Origin of the sequence: Enterobacter sp. ODB01 (assembly GCF_001623605.1) — a bacterium.
Lineage (GTDB): Bacteria > Pseudomonadota > Gammaproteobacteria > Enterobacterales > Enterobacteriaceae > Enterobacter > Enterobacter kobei.
This window is the reverse complement of the sequence record NZ_CP015227.1, coordinates 3,991,528-4,008,212: the sequence shown is the minus strand read 5'-3', so window position 1 is coordinate 4,008,212 and position 16,685 is coordinate 3,991,528. Positions and strand designations below refer to the sequence as shown.

Sequence of the window (16,685 nt, the reverse complement as noted above, 5' to 3'; positions counted from 1 at the left end):
CGTTACTCCATCATCTTCTCAATTGGCAGCACCAGAATGGAGCTTGCGCCCAGTGCCTTCAGTTTTTCCATGGTTTCCCAGAAGAGGGTTTCGCTACTGACCATGTGCATTGCCACGCGCTGCTGATCGCCCGCCAGCGGCAGAATGGTTGGACGTTCTGCGCCCGGCAGCAGGGCAATCACTTCATCCAGACGCTCGGTCGGCGCATGCATCATGATGTATTTTGATTCACGTGCCTGAATCACGCCCTGAATACGGGTCAGCAGTTTGTCGATGAGCTGCTGCTTGGCATCGGCCATATCGCCATCACGCTGGATCAGACACGCTTTGGAGCGGTAAATCACTTCGACCTCGCGCAGGCCGTTCGCTTCCAGCGTCGCGCCGGTAGAGACGAGGTCACAGATAGCGTCCGCCAGACCCGCACGCGGTGCCACTTCAACCGAGCCGTTCAGCAGGCAGGATTTAAACTGCACGCCTTTCTGATCCAGATAACGCTTTAACAGGTGAGGGTAGGAGGTGGCGATACGTTTGCCATTCAGCGCGGCCGGACCGTCCCAGGGTTCATCAACCGGCGTTGCCAGCGACAGGCGGCAGCCGCCAAAGTCCAGACGACGCAGGGTGAAGTAACGCGGGTCTTCGCCCTGTGCACGGCGGGTCAGCAATTCTTCTTCCAGCACGTTTTCACCAATAATGCCGAGATCAACGACGCCATCCATGACCAGGCCTGGAATATCGTCATCACGCACGCGCAGAATGTCGATCGGCATGTTTTCAGCCAGAGCAATCAGGCGCTGGGTGTGCAGGTTGATTTTAATCCCGCAGCGGGCCAGCAGTTCGCGTGAATCATCACTCAAACGACCTGATTTTTGAATAGCTATGCGTAAGCGTGAGTTATCTAACATTCTTTATTCCTCGTTAACCTGTTTTAACCTGTCTGAATTTGGTCCAAAAAAAAGCCCCCGGAAGAAGATCTTCCGGGGGCTTTATCATGCGTTCATGCACCACTGGAAGATCCAAACGTCTTCCAGCACACATCGCCTGAAAGACTAGTCAGGATGATGGTGATGATGGTGGTGTTTAAATTGAACGCGTGTCATATAAATTCTCGATGAATGCTTATTCATTTGATGTCTTTTAACCTAAACCAGTTGTGTGACAGATTGCAAGGGCTTTTTTTGATCATTAATTCATTTCATATTGATGCTATGAATTGTGTGTTCTGCCAGGCTGGCGTAGCCTTATGAAAGACGAGTGAGAGTCAGGAGAATTCGCATGAAAAAGGTCGCGATTGTCGGTTTGGGCTGGCTGGGAATGCCGCTGGCGATGTCATTAGCCGCGAAAGGCTGGCAGGTGACCGGGAGCAAAACGACGAGGGATGGGGTCGAAGCGGCACGCATGTGCGGTATTGATGGCGTTGAACTGCGTCTGGAACCGGAGCTGGTGTGTGATGCGGACGATCTGGACACGCTGATGAACGTCGATGCGCTGGTGATTACGCTACCCGCGCGGCGCAGCGGCCCGGGTGAATCATTCTATCTGCAGGCGATGCAGGAGATTGTCGACAGTGCCCTTGCGCACCATGTTCCGCGTATCATTTTTACCAGTTCGACGTCGGTCTATGGCGATGCTCCGGGCGTAATGAAAGAAGGAACTGAGCGCCGTCCGGTGACCGCGAGTGGCAAGGTCCTTAAAGAGCTGGAAGACTGGCTGCATAATTTGCCCGGCACGCAGGTGGATATCGTCCGTCTGGCGGGGCTGGTCGGCCCCGGGCGGCATCCGGGACGCTTTTTTGCCGGGAAATCGGCGCCGGACGGGCAACATGTCGTCAATCTTGTTCATCTTGAGGATGTTATTGCCGCGATTGAGCTACTCTTAAAAGCTCCAAAAGGTGGACACATCTATAATATATGTGCACCTTCTCATCCTTCGCGCAGCACGTTTTACCCGCTGATGGCGCGTCAGCTTGGCCTGGCTCCGCCGGTTTTTGCTGAGGCAAAGGACGAAAGCAAAGGCAAAATTGTTGATGGCAATCGCATTTGTCATGAGCTGGGGTTTGAGTATCAATATCCCGATCCGCTGGTGATGCCCATGGAATAAGTCCCGCAGCGGAAACGATCGCACACCGGAAGGGGGCGAGCATGAAACCGCTGCTGGATGTTCTTATTATTCTGGATGCACTGGAAAAAGAGGGGAGCTTTGCGGCTGCTTCAGCAAAGCTCTATAAAACCCCTTCGGCATTGAGTTACACCGTTCAAAAACTGGAAAGCGATCTTAATATCCAAATCCTCGATCGCACCGGACATCGCGCGCGTTTTACCCGTACCGGACAGATGCTGCTGGAAAAAGGCCGCGAAGTCCTGCACACCGTTCGTGAACTGGAAAAACAGGCCGTCAAGCTCCACCAGGGATGGGAGAACGAGCTGGTCATTGGCGTGGATGATACCTTCCCGTTCTCTCTTTTGACCCCGCTGATCGAAGCGTTTTATCAACATCACAGCGTCACCCGGCTTATCTTCATCAACGGTGTGCTTGGCGGCTCCTGGGATGCCTTAACGCAGGGCAGGGCAGATATTTTTGTCGGGGCATTGCATGAGCCCCCCCAGCTGAGTGAATTTGGCTTTGCCCGACTTGGCGTGCTGGAGCAGGTGTTCGCCGTGGCGCCTCATCATCCGCTGGCTCAGGAGCCAGAGCCCCTTAACCGCCGCGTGATTAAAGGCTATCGCGCCATCGTGGTGGGGGATAACGCTCGCCCGGAATGTTCGGTTTCCTCGCAACTGCTTGATGAGCAGGAAGCCATCACGGTTTTTGACTTTAAAACTAAGCTGGAACTGCAAATTAGTGGACTCGGCTGCGGCTACTTACCGCGCTATCTGGCGCAGCGGTTTATTGATAGCGGTGCGCTTGTTGAAAAACAGGTACTTGCTCAAAGCAGTAACGAATCGGTATGGATGGGCTGGAATGAACAAACCGCCGGGCTTGCGAGCGCCTGGTGGCGGGATGAAATTTTAGCAAATAGTGCTATCGCGGCAATTTACTCTCAGCCCGGCGTCCAGAAATCAGCCAGTTAGCAGAAAGAAAACGGCCCGGTGCGTTGCAAAGTATTGCCTTTTGTATCCGATGTGGGGCAAAATGCCGCCGCTGCAACCAAATGAATAATCGACGATATAAAAGGCGTCGGTTATTTTTTTTGCATGTACGAAACGAAACTAAAAACCAAGAGGCCGGGCTTCGTACCGGATAGATATTTACTAAAATCCGACAGTTGTTGTCGCTGAGGAAGAAAGAAATGGGGCAATTTTTCGCTTACGTGGCGGTTATCACCGTAAAGGAGAATAACTATGTCGCATAACGCAACTCCAAACACCTCTCGCGTGGAATTACGTAAAACGCTTACGTTGATTCCGGTTGTTATGATGGGCCTTGCCTATATGCAACCGATGACGCTGTTCGATACATTCGGTATCGTATCGGGCCTCACCAACGGTCACGTTGCGACGGCGTACGCCTTCGCACTTGTCGCGATCCTCTTTACCGCGCTGAGCTACGGAAAACTGGTCCGCCGTTTCCCGTCAGCAGGCTCTGCGTACACCTATGCTCAAAAATCCATTAGCCCGGCAGTTGGCTTTATGGTGGGCTGGTCATCTCTGCTGGACTACCTGTTCATGCCGATGATCAACATTCTGCTGGCAAAAATTTACTTTGAAGCGCTGGTGCCTTCCGTGCCGTCGTGGATCTTTGTTGTCGCGCTGGTGGCCTTTATGACCATTTCTAACCTGCGCAGCATCAAGACCGTGGCAAACTTCAACACCCTGATTGTTATTCTGCAGATGGGCATCGTGGCAGTTATCGTCGGCCTGATCATCTACGGTGTTTCTCACGGTGAAGGTGCGGGCACGCTGACCAGCACGCGTCCATTCTGGTCTGAAGGCGCACATGTTGTGCCGATGATTACCGGTGCGACGATTCTGTGCTTCTCGTTCCTGGGCTTTGACGGTATCTCTTCTCTGTCAGAAGAGACCAAAGATGCTGAGCGCGTGATCCCGAAAGCGATTTTCCTGACGGCGCTGATTGGCGGCCTGATCTTCATCGGTGCCTCCTACTTCCTGCAGCTGTACTTCCCGGATATCTCTCGCTTTAAAGATCCGGATGCGTCGCAGCCTGAAATCATGCTTTATGTTGCGGGTAAAACGTTCCAGTGGGGCGTGCTGATTTTTTCCAGCGTGACCGTACTGGCATCCGGTATGGCGGCACACGCAGGCGTTTCTCGTCTGATGTATGTTATGGGCCGTGACGGCGTGTTCCCGACTCGCTTCTTCGGTTATGTGCATCCAAAATGGCGTACTCCGGCGTGGAACGTGCTGTTGGTTGGCGCGATTGCGCTGATGGCGATTAAATTCGACCTGGTAACTGCAACTGCGCTGATTAACTTCGGTGCGCTGGTGGCGTTCACCTTCGTTAACCTCTCCGTGATTTCGCAGTTCTGGATCCGTGAGAAGCGCAACAAAACGCTGAAAGACCACTTCAACTATCTGGTGCTACCAGTGTGTGGTGCGCTGACGGTGGGTGCGCTGTGGATCAACCTTGAAGAGAGCTCTATGATTCTGGGGCTGATCTGGGGCGGTATCGGCCTGGTTTACCTGGCCTGCGTAACGAAGAGCTTCCGTAACCCGGTTCCTCAGTACGAAGACGTTGCGTGATGACTCGCCGGGTGGCGCTAGCGCTTACCCGGCCTACAAAACAACACTCCTGTAGGCCCGCGTAAGCGAAGCGCCACCGGGCAAAAAAAAGCGGAGACCATCGTCTCCGCTTTTTTTATGTCTGATTTTCAGACTATCTCTTGCGCGTACTGGAACAGCGCTTTCAGCAGCGCCTGTTTCTCTGCATTCCCTTCGTACTGACCGTAAAGCATCTCCAGCTCCTGGGCGTAATTGTGCAGATACTCTGGCGTAAACACGTTACGACGATGCTGCAGCCAGCGCTCCTGCTCTGTTTCATCCAGCGTGCCGGGGTAGTTACGTGCGCGGTAATTAAACATCAGCTTTTCGATGCGTTTATCGGCGAAAGTGATGTCCAGCGCCGGCAGGTTCCGCGGCTCGGTTTGCAGGACAATATTCATCGCTGCACGGTCGGCATCGCTGAAGAAGCCGTTGTAGAGCTGTGCATCGACGTTTTCCGACGGCACAAACGGCTCCGCTTCGGCGAAGATCGCGACCACTTTCTCGCGTACCTGCGGATTTTCGCGCAGCACTTTCAGGTTATCCAGGCAGTGCTGACGGTTAATGCCCAGCCTGTCAGCATCCTCCGGGCGCAGCGTATTCGCCTGCGCCAGTACCGGACATTTATTGATATGCACCAGTTTGACCGGCACCGCGGGCAGGTCACCAAGCTCATTTTTCGGGGTGTAGAGCCGTTCGCGCAGGGTATCGCTGTCAAGTTCCAGTAGCGGCGAAATATCGCCCGCTAAATCCACCATGATAACGGCGTTACGGTTGTCCGGATGCCACGCCAGCGGTGCCACCCAGCTTGTATTGCCGCGCCAGGCACCGAACATACCGGAGATATGCACCAGGGGTTTCATCTGCGGCACATCGATAAGGGTCATGAGCTTCTGCTTGCTGCGATGGCTCAGCAAATACTCAAACAGCCGGGGCTGCGCGGCTTTCACCAGCTTCGCCATGGCAATAGTGGCATAGACGTCCGCCATTGCGTCGTGGGCATTGCTGTGCTCAATGCCATTAGCGCGCGTCAGGTGTTCCAGGCGGAAGCTCGTCAGACCTTCCTCATTTTCCGGCCAGTTGATGCCTTCAGGACGCAGGGCATAACAGGCGCGCATGATATCCAGCAGATCCCAGCGCGAGTTGCGGTTCTGCCAGCTCCAGGCGTACGGATCGTAGAAGTTGCGATAGAAAACGTTGCGGGTCACTTCGTCATCGAAACGGATGTTGTTGTAACCTACCACGCAGGTATTGGGGACGGTAAACAGATCGTGGATGCGGCGTGCGAATTCCGCCTCGTTCACCCCTTTCTCCCGTGCTTCCTGAGGGGTGATCCCGGTGACCATGACCGCGCCTGGCTGCGGCAGGTAATCATCAGCAGGTTTGCAGTAAAAGACCTCAGGCTCGCCAATGATGTTGAATTCGTCGTCGGTACGGATGGCGGCAAACTGCGCCGGTCGGTCCAGCGCCGGGTGCGTGCCAAAGGTTTCATAGTCGTGGAATAAAAAAGTGGGGCGTGCGGCAGAGTCAGACACCAGTAATACCATCCTGTTAAAAAATGACGCCACTATGGTAAACGATCGTGCGGGTCAGACCGAATAAAAAGCGCCGCCGTGGTGCAAATTTGCGAGACAGATTCAGCGTGAAACCTGCGTTCTGTCACATTTTTTTGCAATTAAGCCAGGTAACGACATCAGAACTCCCGTAAAAAGGTCATCGATTTTTAATGACCTGAGGATATACCGTTGAAACGCCGTCTGTTTATTGCTGTTTCTTTACTCGCTTCGAGTATCTCATCTGCTTTTGCGGCCGAACCGCTGGATTTTTCCCCGCAGCCTCCGGCCATTCAGGCGGGCTCGTGGGTGCTGATGGATTACACGACTGGTCAGATCTTAACGGCGGGCAACGAACATCAACAACGTAATCCGGCGAGCCTTACTAAGCTGATGACGGGTTATGTGGTTGATCGGGCCATTGATAGCCATCGCATTACGCCGGATGACATTGTCACCGTAGGCCGTGACGCATGGGCCAAAGGGAACCCGGTTTTTGACGGATCATCCCTGATGTTCCTGAAAGAGGGCGATCGCGTTTCCGTGCGGGACTTAAGCCGCGGGCTGATTGTGGATTCCGGCAACGACGCCTGCGTGGCGCTGGCCGATCACGTAGCGGGTGGGCAGCCGCAGTTTGTGAAGATGATGAACGACTATGTGCAGAAGCTGAACCTGCGCGATACGCACTTTGAAACCGTCCATGGGCTTGATGCGCCGGGTCAACACAGCTCGGCCTATGACCTGGCCGTTCTCTCCCGGGCTATCATTCACGGTGAGCCTGAGTTTTACCATATGTACAGCGAAAAGAGTCTCACCTGGAACGGGATCACCCAGCAAAACCGTAACGGCCTGCTGTGGGATAAAACCATGAACGTGGATGGCCTCAAAACGGGGCACACTTCTGGCGCGGGCTTTAACCTGATTGCTTCCGCCGTTGACGGTCAGCGCCGTTTAATCGCGGTGGTGATGGGGGCGGACAGCCCGAAAGGGCGCGAAGACCAGGCCCGGAAACTGCTGCACTGGGGTCAGCAGAATTTCGATACGGTGCAGATTCTGCACAGCGGTAAAAAAGTAGGGACAGAGCGTATCTGGTACGGTGATAAAGAACAGGTAAATCTGGGTACGGATCAGGACTTCTGGCTGGCTTTACCGAAAGTGGAAGTGGCGAACATTAAGGCGAAATACGTTCTGGATAAAAAAGAGCTGGAAGCGCCGATTGCCGCACATCAGCGGGTTGGGGAGATCCAGCTCTATGACCGCGACAAAGTGGTGGCACACTGGCCGCAGGTCACCCTGGAACGTGTTGATAAGGGTGGGATTTTCTCTCGCCTCAGTGATTACCTGCACCAAAAAATCTAACCTTTCTGAGCAGACTGGCAGGGTTGCGAGTCTGCTCACATAATAAACACTCCTCGTTTGCCGATAATATTGTTCCTGTTTTATAGTGTATAAATATACAGTAATAAGCGGAGGCAGTATGGACTACAGCATCAAGCAGCAACAGAAGCGTAAGATTGCGGGTTTTCATCTTGTTGGGCCGTGGGAAAAAACGGTTAAGCAGGGATTTGAACAGCTGGTCATGTGGGTGGACGGACGTCACATTGAGCCGCTGGAGTGGGTGGCGGTCTACTACGATAATCCTGATGAGGTCCCGGCGGAAAAACTGCGCTGTGATACGGCCGTTACGGTACCGGAGGATTTTGTTATCCCGGATAACAGCGAAGGCGTCATGATGACGGAAATCGCGGCGGGTGATTATGCCGTGGCCACGGCGCGTGTGGAAAACTACGACTTTGCGACACCGTGGTATCAGTTCTTCAATTCCCTGTTGCAGGACAATAAATATCAGATGGCGCTCAAACCCTGCTTCGAACGCTATCTCAATGATGGCAACGCGGACGGTTACTGGGATATCGAAATGTTTATCGCGGTAGAGCACAAAACGGCTTAAGCCTGCTAAATGAAGGGTTTTTCAGCCAGGTGTGATCCGCCCGGCTGAAAACACAGTACAATTGTGATTTGCCGTGTAGCTGGAGAGCGGGTGTGCGTCCCGACAAATCATTAACGCCGTTTGAAATTCGTCTATACAAACATTACCGCGTGGTGCATGGGTGCCGCATTGCGCTGGCGTTCGTATTGACCTTTATACTGGTCCGACTGCTGGATGTTCCGGAGGGGACGTGGCCGCTGATCACGCTGGTGGTGGTGATGGGGCCTATCTCATTTTGGGGGAACGTTGTTCCTCGCGCCTTCGAGCGGATCGGCGGTACCGTTCTTGGCTCTGCGCTGGGGCTTATTGCCCTGAAGCTGGAGCTTATCTCATTTCCGGTCATGCTGGCATGGTGCGGTGCGGCCATGTTCCTCTGCGGTTGGCTGGCGTTGGGCAAACGCCCCTATCAGGCGCTGCTGATTGGTATCACCCTTGCAGTGGTGGTCGGCGCACCGGCCGGGGATATGACTACGGCGCTCTGGCGAAGCGGGGATGTCATCCTGGGCTCGCTGCTTGCCATGCTGTTTACCGGCATCTGGCCGCAGCGTGCTTTTTTGCACTGGCGTATCCAGATGGCCAGCTATGTTACCGCGTTTAACCGCGTTTACCAGGCCGGTTTCTCCCCCAATCTGGTTGAGCGCCCCCGGCTGGAAAAGCATCTGCAAACCATCCTTAATGACGTGGTCAAAATGCGCGGCCTGATTACCCCCGCGAGCAAAGAGACCCATATTCAGAAAGCGATTTTTGAGGCTATTCAGACCGTAAGCCGCAATCTGGTCTGCATGCTTGAGCTGCAGATTAACGCGCACTGGGCTTCTCGCCCAAGCCATCTGCTGATGCTCAACGCACATACGCTGAAAGAGACACAGCAGATGACGCAGCAAACCCTGTTGACCATCGCTCATGCGCTCTATGAAGGCAACCCGCAGCCGATACTGGCGAACAGCGAGCGTCTGAATGACATTGTGGCGGAGCTGAAAACGCTTATTAGCGAGCGGCAGGGTGATAACGTGGCGGAAACGCCCATTCATGGCTATGTCTGGTTGAGCCTGGAACTGGCTCGGCAGCTTGAACTGTTATCGCACCTCATTTGCCGGGCGCTGCGCAAATAAAACGCGGATGTGACGCCTGCTGCTTCGATTCAGCAGCAATTGGGGTTATGATAGCGTTAAACGATATAGTCATTGTCATTCGCAGCCGCTGTCAGTAAGGTTATTGATACAACGGTTGCTTTAACGAATCCGAATCTCACATTATCAGGGGTGTAAAAATGGAAACTACCAAGCCTTCGTTCCAGGATGTTCTGGAATTCGTCCGCCTGTTCCGCCGCAAAAACAAACTGCAGCGTGAAATCCAGGACGTTGAGAAGAAGATCCGTGACAACCAGAAACGTGTCCTGCTGCTCGACAACCTGAGCGACTACATCAAGCCAGGCATGAGCGTTGAAGCTATTCAGGGCATCATCGCCAGCATGAAGAGCGACTATGAAGACCGCGTGGATGACTACATCATCAAAAATGCTGAGCTGTCCAAAGAGCGTCGCGATATCTCTAAAAAGCTGAAAGTGATGGGCGAAATCAAAAACGGCGAAGCAAAAAGCGAGTAATCGCAGTGAATGGTGAAAAAGGCTCTCTGGTGACAGAGAGCCTTTTTTATTTTAGTAGGTCGGGTAAGGCGCAGCCGCCACCTGACAATTTTATCAGGCACAGAAAAGCAAAAAGCCTGCTTTAAAAGCAGGCTTTTTAAATTTGGCTCCTCTGACTGGACTCGAACCAGTGACATACGGATTAACAGTCCGCCGTTCTACCGACTGAACTACAGAGGAATCGTTGTGGAGGCTTATCTTAGCGGCGAAAAAACTTTTGTCAAACCTGATCTTAGAGAAAATCGACTGACTGCTGAATCTGTCGTCAGTTTGTTGTAAATCCACACATCTTTTTCAGGAAAATACTTTGCAGGATGAGCATTTCTCCCCCATCATTTGAAATGGAGTTTCAACTTTTCTCGCTAAGGTCCATTTTGAACGTCACTGCTCCTCTGCGCCAGGCGATCATGCGCACGCCCTGGTACGCAAAACGTAAAAGCTATCGTGTCCTCTTCTGGCGTGAAATCACCCCCCTTGCGGTGCCTATCTTTCTGGAGAATACCTGCGTACTGCTCATGGGGGTGTTGAGCACCTTCCTTGTCAGCTGGCTGGGGAAAGAGGCGATGGCGGGGGTTGGGCTGGCGGACAGCTTCAACATGGTGGTGATGTCCTTCTTCGCGGCTATCGACCTTGGGACAACGGTCGTGGTGGCCTTCAGCCTCGGCAAGCTTGACCCCAAACGGGCCCGCGAGGCGGCTCGCCAGTCGCTGATGATCATGACCATTTTTTCGATCGTTCTGGCGGCGGTGATCCACTATTTCGGTAAAGAGATTATCGACGTTGTCGCCGGGGAAGCCACGAACGAGGTGAAGGACCTGGCGCTAACCTACCTCGAAATGACCGTCATAAGCTATCCGGCCGCGGCTATCGCGCTGATTGGCAGTGGTGCGCTGCGCGGGGCGGGTAACACCAAAATCCCGCTGCTGATCAACGGCGGGATGAATATCCTGAATATCATCATCAGCAGCGTGCTGATCTACGGCGTGTTTTCATGGGATGGGTTGGGGTTCGTCGGTGCCGGTCTGGGGCTAACCATTTCTCGCTACATTGGTGCTGCGGCGATTATCGGGGTGCTGATGACGGGCATCACGCCTTCGCTGTGCCTTACGCTGAAAAGCTACTTCCGACCCTTTAACTTCGCCATTATCTGGGAAGTGATGGGGATTGGTATTCCCGCCAGTATTGAATCAGTGCTGTTTAACGGCGGTAAGCTGCTGACGCAGATGTTTGTCGCCGGTATGGGGACCGACGTTATCGCCGGTAACTTTATCGCCTTCTCCATCGCCTCGCTGATTAACCTGCCGGGTAACGCGCTGGGTTCTGCCTCGACCATCATCACGGGCAAACGGCTCGGGAAAGGGCAGATAGGCCAGGCGGAACGTCAGCTGCGCCACGTGTTCTGGCTGTCAACGATTGGCCTAACGGCGATCGCCTGGGGAACCGCCCCCTTTGCCGGGCTGATGGCCGCGTTTTATACCCATGAACAGGATGTGAAAGAGGTTGTTAAGATCCTTATCTGGCTCAATGCCGCGTTTATGCCCATCTGGGCGGCCTCATGGGTGCTACCCGCGGGTCTGAAAGGGGCGCGTGATGCTCGTTTTGCGATGTGGGTGTCGATGCTCGGCATGTGGGGATGTCGGGTTGTGGCGGGTTATACGTTAGGTGTGGTACTTGGCTGGGGCGTGGTGGGTGTCTGGCTGGGAATGTTCCTTGACTGGGCCGTGCGCGGGGCGCTGTTCTACTGGCGTATGGTCAGCGGGCGCTGGCTATGGAAATATCCGCGACAAAATGCCTGACAAATGTGCGAAATGGAGAATAAATCGGCAAACGATCGGAAATCTGCATTCTGCCTTTGACATCCCGGGGGAGCATCGATAATATGCGCCCCGTTCACACGATTCCTCTGTAGTTCAGTCGGTAGAACGGCGGACTGTTAATCCGTATGTCACTGGTTCGAGTCCAGTCAGAGGAGCCAAATTTAAAAAGCCTGCTTTTAAAGCAGGCTTTTTGCTTTTTAATCTCTGGAAGTATTGCCCGGTGGCGCTGCGCTTACCGGGCCTACTTGTTCCGTAGGCCGGGTAAGGCAAAGCCGCCATCCGGCAAAAGCCGCACTATCGAGCCAAACTAATCGGCGCCGTCGCCTCAATCAGCCACGGACGCGCCTCGCTATTCACCAGCGGTGACAGCGCCTCGCGAACCTGCTGATGATATTCATCCAGCCACTGCTTTTCCTGCCCGGTCAACAGCTGCAATTCCACCTGGCTTAAATCAATCGGGATCAGCGTTAGCGAAGAAAACGTGCAGAACCCCGGGCGGCTTTCAACAATTTCCACCTGGTTTTCAATGCGGATACCGTGGCTGCCGCCCAGATAATACCCCGGTTCAATGGTCATGATATTGCCCGCCACCAGTGGCCAGGGGTTAACCTTTTTGGCGATGCGGTGTGGGTTTTCATGGATAAGAAGCTGATGCCCCACGCCATGTCCCGTTCCGTGATCGTAATCCAGCCCCATTTCCCACAGCGGACGTCGCGCGAAAGCGTCCAGCTGATGCCCGTGTGTGCCGGATGGGAACTGCAGGGTTATCAGCGACAGAAAGCCTCTCAGTACGGCGGTATAATGCATACGCTGCTGCGGGGGAACATGACCCCAGGCAAGCGTGCGCGTGGCGTCGGTGGTGCCGTTAGTGTACTGACCGCCAGAATCATTCAGGTAAAAATGATCGTGGCCGATGGGTTTGTTGCTGGCCTCGCTGGAGTGATAGTGGCACATCGCCGCGTTGCTCGAAGAGGCGGAAATGGTCGCAAAGCTCTGCTCGATAAAGCCGGGCTGCTGTTTACGGAACGCGAGCTGTTGCGCCTGTACTTCGAGCTCGGTTAACGGATTCCCAGCCGCTTCACGTCGCGGCACTTCACGGCTCAGCCAGGCCAGGAAGTTGACCCACGCGGCGCCGTCCTGGTGATGACATTCACGATACCCTGCCAGCTCGACCGGGTTTTTGGTGGCTTTCAGCAGGGTGATCGGATCGGTCTGCCAGACGATCTCCCCCTGGGGTTCAATGGCGAAGCGCAGGGCTACCGGTGCGGAATCGGCATCGACCATCACTCGTTTACCTTCCGCAATTTCTCGGCAGCGTTCGATAAAGGCGTCCTGTGGCGCAGTGGCGAGCGTGTTACGCACGGCTTCGGGCAGGGCGCTGAGCTTAATGTCGTTAACAAACCACTCCACGTGACCGTCGCGACGCAACAGGGCAAAAGAGAGCGGTACCGGGCTGGTGGGGATATCTGACCCGCGTACGTTGAGCAGCCAGGCAATGTTATCCGGCAGCGTAACCGCCAGATAATCAGCATTGTTCGCGGCCAGCACGGCGGCAACGCGCTGACGTTTGTCTTCGCTGCTTTCACCGCTTACCGCAACCGGCATTTCACGGATCGGCCCCGCCGGTGCGGCAGGACGATCGATCCAGAGCGTGTCAAACGGTGAGGCATTCAGCGGGACGAGCTCACACGGCGTGGCAGAAAGTTGCGTAAACTCGGTATTTGTCATCAGCAGTGGATCAAAACCGATGCGCGTGACGGGCTCGACGTTTGCCGCCAGCCATGCTGCCAGCGGTTCATTGTGCAGATGATGAATTTCAATCTCATCCAGGTTGACCTGAACGCGGGCCTGCACCTGATAGCGCCCGTCGACGAACAGCAACGCCTTGTCTTTCAGAACCAGCGCCAGGCCAGCCGAGCCGTCAAAGCCCGTCAGCCAGGCCAGTTTTTCATCATACGGCGCGCAGTATTCACTCTGCCAGGCATCCGCGCGCGGGACGATCATCCCGTCGAGATGGTTTTCCTGAAGCCACCGGCGCAGGGCCGCTAAGGGTGATGAGGTTGACATGCATTTTCCTTAATAGTTATCAGCGGAACGGTGGCTCGTTGAAGGTACGCAACTTGCGGGAATGCAGTTTGTCACCTTCCGCCCGCAGCAAATCAATGGCGCGAATGCCAATTTGCAGATGTTCGGATATCGCCCCTTCATAGAAGCGGTTGGCCTGACCCGGCAGCTTGATTTCGCCATGCAGCGGCTTATCGGACACGCAGAGCAAGGTGCCGTAAGGCACGCGGAAGCGATACCCCTGCGCGGCAATGGTGGCGCTTTCCATATCAATCGCCACCGCACGGCTCAGGTTGAACCGCAGCGCGGAGGCGGAGTAACGCAGCTCCCAGTTACGGTCATCGGTAGTGACCACCGTACCGGTGCGCAGGCGCTGCTTAACCTCTTCACCGGGCATGCCGCTCACCTCTTTGGTGGCGTCATACAGCGCGCGCTGCACTTCAGCGATGCTCGGAATCGGAATGTCTGGCGGCAGCACGGCGTCGAGAACGTGGTCGTCGCGTAAGTAGGCGTGGGCCAGCACGTAATCACCAATCAGCTGGCTTTCGCGCAGGCCGCCGCAATGGCCGATCATCAGCCAGACGTCCGGGCGCAGTACCGCCAGATGGTCGCAGATGGTTTTGGCGTTCGACGGCCCCACGCCGATGTTGATCAGCGTGATGCCCTGGCCGTCGGCGGTGATCAGGTGCCAGGCAGGCATCTGGTGCTTTTTCCATGCCAGGTCGGAAATGGCCTGCTCGGGCGCTTCAGTCTCTGCGGTGATCCAGATCCCGCCCGCACAGGAGAGCGCGATGTACGGGCTTTCCGGGTCAAGGATCTGGCTGCAGCCCCAGCGGACAAACTCATCGACGTAACGGGTGTAGTTGGTAAACAGCACGAACGGCTGGAAATGCTCGGCGGGCGTGCCGGTGTAGTGGCGCAGGCGTGCCAGCGAGAAATCCACCCGGCGGGCATCAAAGTGCGAGAGGGGAGAAAATTCTGCCGGGTGATAAATCCCGTCTGCCGTTTCATCGCCAATCTGTGAAAGCTCGGTGGTTGGGAAATGGCGGGTCAGTCCCGCGCTCATGGAACGATCAAGGGTTAGCGCCGAACCGTCAATCACGTAAGGATACGGGATCTCATGCTGTGAAGGTTCTACGGCAATGTGTGCGCCGTAATCCTGGTATAACAGCGTGAGTTGCTCTTCAAGATAAGGGCGGAACAGTGCAGGGCGGGTGACGGTGGTGCTGTAGCAGCCGGAGTGGGTAAAACGGGCATAGGCGCGGGTTTTTGGCGTCGTGCTGGCGCTGCCATCCCAGGTCACAGAGAGCGATGGATAAACAAAAAGGCCCTCGCTTCTGGCCTTTTCGTCGGGAAGTTTCCCTGTTTCGATATATTCGCTGATGGCGCTGCGCAGCGCGTTGACGGACTGTTCATACAGTGCGTCGAGTTTTTCCAGCGCCTGAGCCGGGGTCAGGCTGGAGCCCTTATTATTCATCTCTGTCTCCTTGTTCCACAGGTGTGCGACTCTACCCGATAGTATGTCACACGCCTGTGAAACAAAAGGGAGATCAGCTGTGGCGCGTCTCTTTCATCAGTAGCGCCGTCGCCGCTGACAGCAGGCATCCAGCCAGCAGATAAATCGCCACGCTGTGCCAGTTTCCCCCGGAGAAGGTCACCAGCGCGGCGGCAATAAACGGCGTGAAACCGCCGCCGACCACGCTGGCAACCTGGTAGCCCACGCCCGCGCCGCTGTAGCGATAGCTCGCGCCAAACAGTTCGGTAAACATCGGCTGTTGTACGCAGACCACCATATCGTGAGCGATGTTCGCGAGCATAATGGCGAAGAAGACAATCCAGAAGACAGACTGCGCCTCCAGCGCCATAAAGAACGGCCAGGCGCTGAGGGTACCAATCAGCGCGCCGGTGATATAGACGCGACGGCGGCCAAATTTGTCCGCCAGCCAGGCGAAACAGGGGATAGTCAGGCAGCTGATCCCGCCGACCACCAGACCAATATTCAGGAATAGCTCACGCGGCAGACCGAGATTTTGCGTCGAGTAGTTCAGGGCAAACGCGGTGACGATGTACATCGTCAGCAGCTCACACAGGCGCAGGGCGATAATTTTCAGAAAAGCGCCAGGGTGCCGGACGAGGGCTTCCATAACCGGAAGGCGTTTTTTGACGGAAGGCTTTTGCTGCTGCTTTTCGAATTCTGCCGACTCCTCCATCCCGTTACGGATCCACAGCGCGGCAATGACCAGCACGATGCTGAAGATAAACGGAATGCGCCAGCCCCAGCTCAGGAACTGCTCGTCGGTGGTGTAATGGCTGATGAGTGACACCAGCCCGGTCGACAGCAGCAGCCCCACGCCATATCCCACCTGTACGCCGCTGCTGTAGAACGCTTTCCGGTTTTTCGGTGCGCTCTCAACGGATAACAGCGCCGCACCGCCCCATTCGCCGCCTACGGCGAAGCCCTGGATGGCGCGCAGTATCACCAGCAATACCGGTGCCCACCAGCCAATGGCGGAAAACGAAGGGAGAATGCCAATCAGCGCGGTGGCAATCCCCATCATCCAGACGGTAAGCATTAGCATACGTTTGCGGCCCAGCCGGTCGCCGAAGTGGCCGAAGATCACCCCACCAAGCGGACGAAACAGGAACCCGACGCCGAAGGTGGCAAATGCGGCGAGGGTGCCCATCGCGGGGCTGACCTGGGGGAAGAATTCACGGTTAAACACCAGCGCGGCGGTGATACCGTAGAGCAGAAAATCATACCAGTCGACGACGGCGCCCGCGAAGCTGCCGAGGGCGGCGCGACGGGCACGATTGAGCGAAGGGGTCTCCTCGCCGGGTCGTTCGGAGATGAGGGTGGAGTCCATAGTTGTCCTGTCCATACTGATTTTAATTATTGGTATA

The 16,685-nt window shown here is 55.2% G+C and carries 15 protein-coding genes, 2 tRNA genes and 1 other annotated feature; of the genes, 10 read left to right on the top strand and 7 right to left on the bottom strand.

From position 1 onward, the window contains the following. Positions 1-2: 2 nt before the first annotated feature. Together hisG and hisL are read right to left on the bottom strand one after the other, a co-directional pair. Positions 3-902 (bottom strand): ATP phosphoribosyltransferase, encoded by a 900-nt coding sequence (gene hisG, locus A4308_RS19170; RefSeq protein ID WP_023330857.1) that lies wholly within the window; start codon positions 900-902, stop codon positions 3-5. Between the two features lie 45 nt (positions 903-947). Further along, positions 948-1,071, bottom strand: a sequence feature (His leader region). After that, positions 1,047-1,097 carry a his operon leader peptide gene (hisL, locus tag A4308_RS22595; protein ID WP_001364200.1) on the bottom strand — a complete coding sequence of 17 codons (51 nt, stop codon included), beginning with the start codon at positions 1,095-1,097 and terminating at the stop codon, positions 1,047-1,049. (Overlaps the previous feature by 25 nt.) 175 nt (positions 1,098-1,272) lie before the next feature. On the opposite strand from hisL, the gene A4308_RS19165 reads away from it, so the two are divergent. From A4308_RS19165 to A4308_RS19155, 4 genes are all read left to right on the top strand, one after another. Further along, positions 1,273-2,097 carry an SDR family oxidoreductase gene (locus tag A4308_RS19165; protein WP_045134940.1) on the top strand — a complete coding sequence of 275 codons (825 nt, stop codon included), beginning with the start codon at positions 1,273-1,275 and terminating at the stop codon, positions 2,095-2,097. Positions 2,098-2,138: 41 nt separating this feature from the next. Beyond that, positions 2,139-3,068, top strand: a complete 930-nt coding sequence (locus A4308_RS19160) for a LysR substrate-binding domain-containing protein (protein WP_045134941.1) — start codon at positions 2,139-2,141, stop codon at positions 3,066-3,068. Positions 3,069-3,286: 218 nt separating this feature from the next. Further along, positions 3,287-3,349: a membrane protein YoeI gene (gene yoeI / locus A4308_RS22590; protein ID WP_099458931.1), complete on the top strand. Its 63-nt coding sequence runs from the start codon at positions 3,287-3,289 to the stop codon at positions 3,347-3,349. Next, positions 3,339-4,697 carry an APC family permease gene (locus tag A4308_RS19155; protein WP_014884463.1) on the top strand — a complete coding sequence of 453 codons (1,359 nt, stop codon included), beginning with the start codon at positions 3,339-3,341 and terminating at the stop codon, positions 4,695-4,697. The genes yoeI and A4308_RS19155 overlap by 11 nt, the downstream gene beginning before the upstream one ends. 128 nt (positions 4,698-4,825) lie before the next feature. Here A4308_RS19155 and sbcB read toward each other — a convergent pair whose 3' ends face one another. Further along, positions 4,826-6,262, bottom strand: a complete 1,437-nt coding sequence (gene sbcB / locus A4308_RS19150) for an exodeoxyribonuclease I (RefSeq protein WP_369900359.1) — start codon at positions 6,260-6,262, stop codon at positions 4,826-4,828. Between the two features lie 198 nt (positions 6,263-6,460). On the opposite strand from sbcB, the gene dacD reads away from it, so the two are divergent. From dacD to A4308_RS19130, 4 genes are all read left to right on the top strand, one after another. After that, on the top strand, positions 6,461-7,627 hold the full coding sequence (gene dacD / locus A4308_RS19145) for a serine-type D-Ala-D-Ala carboxypeptidase DacD (RefSeq protein WP_063308752.1): 1,167 nt from the start codon (positions 6,461-6,463) through the stop codon (positions 7,625-7,627). A 118-nt stretch (positions 7,628-7,745) separates the two neighbouring features. After that, on the top strand, positions 7,746-8,219 hold the full coding sequence (gene sbmC / locus A4308_RS19140) for a DNA gyrase inhibitor SbmC (protein WP_014884460.1): 474 nt from the start codon (positions 7,746-7,748) through the stop codon (positions 8,217-8,219). Between the two features lie 92 nt (positions 8,220-8,311). Beyond that, positions 8,312-9,370, top strand: coding sequence for an FUSC family protein (locus A4308_RS19135; RefSeq protein ID WP_014884459.1), 1,059 nt, complete (start codon positions 8,312-8,314; stop codon positions 9,368-9,370). A 158-nt stretch (positions 9,371-9,528) separates the two neighbouring features. Beyond that, the gene (locus A4308_RS19130) at positions 9,529-9,864 is read left to right on the top strand and encodes a DUF496 family protein (RefSeq protein WP_008499467.1); all 336 of its coding nucleotides are present in this window, start codon (positions 9,529-9,531) and stop codon (positions 9,862-9,864) included. Positions 9,865-10,007: 143 nt separating this feature from the next. Here A4308_RS19130 and A4308_RS19125 read toward each other — a convergent pair. Beyond that, a tRNA-Asn gene (locus A4308_RS19125) sits at positions 10,008-10,083 on the bottom strand. A 161-nt stretch (positions 10,084-10,244) separates the two neighbouring features. Between A4308_RS19125 and emmdR the strand changes: the two genes are divergently transcribed. Both emmdR and A4308_RS19115 read left to right on the top strand, forming a co-directional pair. After that, complete coding sequence (emmdR, locus tag A4308_RS19120) at positions 10,245-11,699, top strand: multidrug efflux MATE transporter EmmdR (RefSeq protein ID WP_127312419.1); 1,455 nt, start codon at positions 10,245-10,247, stop codon at positions 11,697-11,699. A gap of 103 nt (positions 11,700-11,802) precedes the next feature. Further along, positions 11,803-11,878: transfer RNA gene (locus tag A4308_RS19115), tRNA-Asn, on the top strand. Positions 11,879-12,014: 136 nt separating this feature from the next. On the opposite strand, the gene A4308_RS19110 is transcribed toward A4308_RS19115, so the two are convergent. The 3 genes from A4308_RS19110 to shiA form a co-directional block, all read right to left on the bottom strand. Then, on the bottom strand, positions 12,015-13,787 hold the full coding sequence (locus tag A4308_RS19110) for an aminopeptidase P family protein (protein ID WP_045134944.1): 1,773 nt from the start codon (positions 13,785-13,787) through the stop codon (positions 12,015-12,017). Between the two features lie 19 nt (positions 13,788-13,806). Further along, positions 13,807-15,261 (bottom strand): AMP nucleosidase, encoded by a 1,455-nt coding sequence (locus A4308_RS19105; protein WP_014884456.1) that lies wholly within the window; start codon positions 15,259-15,261, stop codon positions 13,807-13,809. Between the two features lie 73 nt (positions 15,262-15,334). Continuing rightward, positions 15,335-16,648, bottom strand: coding sequence for a shikimate transporter (gene shiA / locus A4308_RS19100; RefSeq protein ID WP_045281014.1), 1,314 nt, complete (start codon positions 16,646-16,648; stop codon positions 15,335-15,337). Between the last annotated feature and the right edge of the window lie 37 nt (positions 16,649-16,685).

Bases quoted from the DNA above. Each gene is read 5' to 3' on its own strand.
- hisG (WP_023330857.1), bottom strand. From the start codon at position 902: ATGTTAGATAACTCACGCTTACGCATAGCTATTCAAAAATCAGGTCGT.
- A4308_RS19160 (WP_045134941.1), top strand. From the start codon at position 2,139: ATGAAACCGCTGCTGGATGTTCTTATTATTCTGGATGCACTGGAAAAA.
- emmdR (WP_127312419.1), top strand. From the start codon at position 10,245: ATGGAGTTTCAACTTTTCTCGCTAAGGTCCATTTTGAACGTCACTGCT.
- shiA (WP_045281014.1), bottom strand. From the start codon at position 16,648: ATGGACTCCACCCTCATCTCCGAACGACCCGGCGAGGAGACCCCTTCG.
- sbcB (WP_369900359.1), bottom strand. From the start codon at position 6,262: ATGGTATTACTGGTGTCTGACTCTGCCGCACGCCCCACTTTTTTATTC.
- A4308_RS19105 (WP_014884456.1), bottom strand. From the start codon at position 15,261: ATGAATAATAAGGGCTCCAGCCTGACCCCGGCTCAGGCGCTGGAAAAA.
- A4308_RS19130 (WP_008499467.1), top strand. From the start codon at position 9,529: ATGGAAACTACCAAGCCTTCGTTCCAGGATGTTCTGGAATTCGTCCGC.
- A4308_RS19165 (WP_045134940.1), top strand. From the start codon at position 1,273: ATGAAAAAGGTCGCGATTGTCGGTTTGGGCTGGCTGGGAATGCCGCTG.
- sbmC (WP_014884460.1), top strand. From the start codon at position 7,746: ATGGACTACAGCATCAAGCAGCAACAGAAGCGTAAGATTGCGGGTTTT.
- A4308_RS19110 (WP_045134944.1), bottom strand. From the start codon at position 13,787: ATGTCAACCTCATCACCCTTAGCGGCCCTGCGCCGGTGGCTTCAGGAA.
- A4308_RS19155 (WP_014884463.1), top strand. From the start codon at position 3,339: ATGTCGCATAACGCAACTCCAAACACCTCTCGCGTGGAATTACGTAAA.